This window comes from Empedobacter sp. 225-1 (assembly GCF_030328185.1).
Taxonomy (GTDB): Bacteria; Bacteroidota; Bacteroidia; order Flavobacteriales; family Weeksellaceae; genus Empedobacter; species Empedobacter stercoris.
The window spans coordinates 1-4,058 of sequence record NZ_JACALO010000073.1 but is presented as its reverse complement, the minus strand read 5'-3'; the positions used below and the strand labels follow the sequence as shown (position 1 = coordinate 4,058).

7 protein-coding genes are annotated in these 4,058 nt (G+C 30.2%); 2 read left to right on the top strand and 5 right to left on the bottom strand.

The genetic code is table 11. The features are described from left to right. The 4 genes from HX088_RS13680 to HX088_RS13665 all read right to left on the bottom strand — a co-directional run. A partial coding sequence (locus HX088_RS13680; protein WP_286484456.1) for a transposase occupies nt 1–240 on the bottom strand: 240 nt, incomplete at its 3' end. Between the two features lie 72 nt (nt 241–312). Continuing rightward, entirely contained in the window at nt 313–1,392 is a 1,080-nt protein-coding gene (locus tag HX088_RS13675; RefSeq protein ID WP_284583847.1) for a glucosaminidase domain-containing protein, read from the bottom strand. Beyond that, nucleotides 1,389–2,306, bottom strand: coding sequence for a 1-aminocyclopropane-1-carboxylate deaminase/D-cysteine desulfhydrase (locus HX088_RS13670; protein ID WP_260543464.1), 918 nt, complete (start codon nt 2,304–2,306; stop codon nt 1,389–1,391). The genes HX088_RS13675 and HX088_RS13670 overlap by 4 nt, the downstream gene beginning before the upstream one ends. Next, the gene (locus HX088_RS13665) at nt 2,307–2,633 is read right to left on the bottom strand and encodes a hypothetical protein (protein WP_171622282.1); all 327 of its coding nucleotides are present in this window, start codon (nt 2,631–2,633) and stop codon (nt 2,307–2,309) included. It abuts the gene before it with no gap. A gap of 158 nt (nt 2,634–2,791) precedes the next feature. On the opposite strand from HX088_RS13665, the gene HX088_RS13660 reads away from it, so the two are divergent. Together HX088_RS13660 and HX088_RS13655 are read left to right on the top strand one after the other, a co-directional pair. Further along, a complete protein-coding gene (locus tag HX088_RS13660) occupies nt 2,792–2,953 on the top strand; it encodes a DUF5522 domain-containing protein (protein ID WP_159155417.1) in 162 nt (53 codons plus the stop codon). A gap of 5 nt (nt 2,954–2,958) precedes the next feature. Beyond that, the gene (locus HX088_RS13655) at nt 2,959–3,693 is read left to right on the top strand and encodes a DUF2911 domain-containing protein (protein ID WP_171622281.1); all 735 of its coding nucleotides are present in this window, start codon (nt 2,959–2,961) and stop codon (nt 3,691–3,693) included. Nucleotides 3,694–3,745: 52 nt separating this feature from the next. Here the strand turns inward: HX088_RS13655 and HX088_RS13650 are convergent, their stop codons facing one another. Continuing rightward, nucleotides 3,746–3,994, bottom strand: a complete 249-nt coding sequence (locus HX088_RS13650; RefSeq protein WP_286484448.1) for a potassium channel family protein — start codon at nt 3,992–3,994, stop codon at nt 3,746–3,748. Nucleotides 3,995–4,058: the final 64 nt, after the last annotated feature.

Sequence of the window (4,058 nt, the reverse complement as noted above, 5' to 3'; positions counted from 1 at the left end):
AAGAAACTGTTTGGTTATAGACTTAATAACTTTCAACTTAAATTCAACGCTATACGTTTGGTTTTTCTTAGGTTCTAAACCTAAAGCTCCTTGATTATGATAATCAGTAATCCACTTACGCAATAAACTTTCTGAAATACCTTCTTGATGTGATATAGAATGAACTGAATGATGTTTTTCTAAAACTTCTTTGACACATCGCAACTTGTATGTTACATCATATTTTACTTTTCTTGCCATAAAAATGCCCCCAAAAGTGTCTAACTTTTTGGGGGCAGTGTAAAGGAAGCTTTTTTTGTTTGATAAGGTAAGTTATGCTCTAACTTTAGTTTTTAAATTAATTCGTTGTCCAACTTTAGGTTGCGCACCTGGCTCCATACGATTCAGTTTATATAAGCTACTAACTTTTACACCAAAACGCTGAGAAATCGTGTACATATCATCACCTTCCTGAACTTTGTACGAATAATCAGAACCTTTAGTTTTCTTTTTTCCAAAAAATACAATTTGTCCATCTTTCAACTTAGATCCCATTTGTATTTCATTGAAATTCGCAATATCAGAAGGAACTTTATTATACGTTTTAGAGATTGTCGCTATCGTTTCTCCAGCTTGTGCAACAATATAAGGAATGTTATTCTTGTGATTTTTGATGCGAGTTGTTGGATTTTGAGGACGAGTTTCATAAACAACCGTTTTGTTATTTACAATAGGCTCATTCTTTTCTACAATATTTTCTTTGGGTTGGTAAGAAGCTAAAATAACTTCTTCTTTGATTGATTTAGGCTCATTTTTCTTCTGTTTAGAAGAATTATTCGCTAACATCAAATCATCTTGATTGTTATATAAAGCGTATAACTTAGCAAAAACTTCTTCAGCTGAAATCTTATCAAATTGATCTAAATTATATTTTTCTATTCGAGAGATTAATTTAAACGCATATTTTGAATCTGTTGCATAACCAGCTTTTTTTAATCCATGAGCCCAAGCTTTAAAATCTGTTGGATCCAAATTAAATAAAGCCTTATAATAGGGTCTTAATGCCAAAAATTCTGAGTGATCTCTGTAACTTTCTTCAACTGAAAGATACTTTCTGAAACATTCGCCTTTTGCATCATCATCGTGGTAAATTCTTGGTTTATCCAACGACCATTCTGCTGGTCCTTTACATTTTATACCAAAATGATTATTTGCTTGCTCAGCTAATCTACTTTGCCCTCCACCTGTTTCTAATAAACCTTGTGCTAAAGTTATACTTGCCGGAACTTTGTAAAGTTGCATTTCTTCAACAGCTAAAATAGCATGTTTTCGAATGTAAGTTATGTCTCTACTTTCTTGGGCTTGTGTTGAGATGGTCAGAACAAAGCTAAAAACGTACAACAATTTTCTCATTCTATAATATTTTTATTCTTCTTTTTTAAAAGTTTATTCATCCCTTCTATTCCTTGTAGTCCGCCTGTATGAACAATAAGAATTTTAGAGTTATCACTAAAATAATGATTTTTAATCAATTCGAAAATACCAAAAACCATCTTTCCTGTATAAATAGGATCCAATTGAATATGGTTAATTCGCTTGAAATCATTTACAAAAGTAATTAAATCATCCGAAACTTTTCCATATCCACCAAAATGATATTCGTTAAAAATAGTAAAATTCGTTTTATTTGTCAATTTTTCTATCTCTTTTGGAATAAAATTCCCTTTTAAACTTGGAAAGCCTATTATTTTTTGATGCAATTTAGAACTTTCAATCAAACCAGCAATTGTTCCACAAGTTCCGATCGCCGAAGCAATATAATCGAAATCGAAACAATCTGCATACAAAATTTCTTCGCAACCTTTTATAGCTAACTCATTTGTACCTCCTTCTGGAATAACGTAAGCGTCTGGATATTTAGTATTTAAATCATCTAAAAATTTAATTTCATCTTTTTTCCTATACTCTTCTCTCGAAATAAAATGCAACTGCATTCCGCATTTTTCAGCAAAACGTAAGGTTGGATTTTCATCAATTTTATCAATTAACTCTTCTCCTCGTATAATGCCTATTGTTTCGAAATCATTAATTTTACCTGCCGCAGCAGTCGCTGCTATATGATTAGAAAAAGCACCTCCAAATGTTACTAATTTTTTGAAACCCAATTTTTCAGCTTCAATAAAATTATATTTTAGTTTTCGGTATTTATTTCCAGAAATTTCAGGATGAATTAAATCTTCTCTCAAAATAGAAAGTTGAATTTTCTGAGAAGTTATATGCGTAATATCAATCGGCTGTATTTGAGCTTTATAATCGTTCCAAATCATTTACAAATATTTTAGAAAACTATAAAATTTTCGTTCTTTTAAATAATTCAAATTATGATCATTTGCATACGCTTCACGCTCAAAACTAATATTTCGATACGCTTTGTGTTGATCACGGTATTGAACTAATCGAATCATATATTCTATCAAATAAAAAGGATAAAAAAAGACAACTAAAAGTTCGAGTTGTTGAATAATATGAATGGTTTCATGATTGATTAAAACAGTATCATTCTTTAATTTTTTATCTCTCAAAAAAATAAACGGAAAAATGGTAATTCCAATAAAGTTCTTGCGAAATAAACGATTCAAAACAACTACAAACATGATTTACTAACTCGATTCTGTGTCAAAATTAAGCAATCTGAGAGATATTGATTAAAAAAAGCTTTAAAAATCGTAACTTTATAGGAATCGACTAAGTATTATCATCATGATATTGATGAAAAATAATTGATAAAAGTTGTAATTTCACAGCATTAGAAATGAAGAAGTTTGAAGAAGGAGATTATTATTTATCTCCAGAAGGTTTTAGAATTTTCACTGCACAATACCTTAAAAAAAGAGGATATTGTTGTAAAAGTGGTTGCAAACATTGCCCGTATGGATACGACAAAAAAACAGATAAAATAAAAAATAAAAAATAATTTATATGAAAATAACATCAACTGTCTTCGCATTATTCATAGGAAGTTGTGCTTTTGCACAAATGAAATTTCCTTCGGTAAGTTCTCACGCAGAAGTTGAACAAAAAGTGGGATTAACTGAAATTGAAGTAGAATACAATCGACCAAATGTAAATGAAAGAAAGGTTTTCGGAAAATTAGTTCCTTACGGAGAAGTTTGGCGTACAGGTGCAAACGAAAATACGGTGATTAAATTTGATCAACCCATTAAGGTAAATGGACAAGATTTGGCCGCTGGTGAATATGCGTTGTATACAATTCCAACTAAAGAAGATTGGGATGTGATATTTTACAAAGACACTAAAAACTGGGGAAATCCAAAGGAATGGAACGAATCTAATGTTGCATTGAAAGTAAAAGCGCCATCAACAAAGTCCATGAATAATAAAACCGAAACGTTCGAGATTCGTTTTACAAATGTGACGCAAAAATCTGCAAATTTGGTAATGGCTTGGGATAACGTAAACGTTGTATTGGAAATAGAAACAAATACAATTAATACGGTATTAAAAATGATTGGAGAACAATTAAACGAAAATTCATCTGCAAGAGATTTTTATAATTCAGCTAATTTTTATTATTCAAATAAATTGGATCGAAATCAAGCAATAAAATGGGTAAATACAGCTTTAGAAAAAGATCCGAATGCGCCAGCTTATTATAAAGAATTGAAGGAAAAATTAGAAAAAGATAAATATTAAATAAAATTAAATTAGTAAATCCGTTTCTTTAATACTGAAGAAACGGATTTTTTTATTCAGATATATTTTTTTTCAAAATGATTTGCAAATAAGAAAACATCAACGCAGTCGACCAACCAACCATCATAATTCCATTGATAGCTTCTAAACCAGCCAATATTTTCCATTCGCTATCAATCACTACATCACCATAACCTACTGTTGTAAATGTTATAAATGAAAAATAAAGCGCTTCTTGAAAACTATATAAATTATCAATATTAGGATTAAAATAAAAAGCAGCTGCCCATATAGACTGCACCCAAAAGTTTGGACAGATTAAAAATTAATAATTATAAAAATGAGTTCGATATTGTATCGGGCTC

Coding starts and splice junctions, on each gene's coding strand:
- HX088_RS13675 (WP_284583847.1), bottom strand. CDS start 1,392: ATGAGAAAATTGTTGTACGTTTTTAGCTTTGTTCTGACCATCTCAACA.
- HX088_RS13670 (WP_260543464.1), bottom strand. CDS start 2,306: ATGATTTGGAACGATTATAAAGCTCAAATACAGCCGATTGATATTACG.
- HX088_RS13665 (WP_171622282.1), bottom strand. CDS start 2,633: ATGTTTGTAGTTGTTTTGAATCGTTTATTTCGCAAGAACTTTATTGGA.
- HX088_RS13660 (WP_159155417.1), top strand. CDS start 2,792: ATGAAGAAGTTTGAAGAAGGAGATTATTATTTATCTCCAGAAGGTTTT.
- HX088_RS13655 (WP_171622281.1), top strand. CDS start 2,959: ATGAAAATAACATCAACTGTCTTCGCATTATTCATAGGAAGTTGTGCT.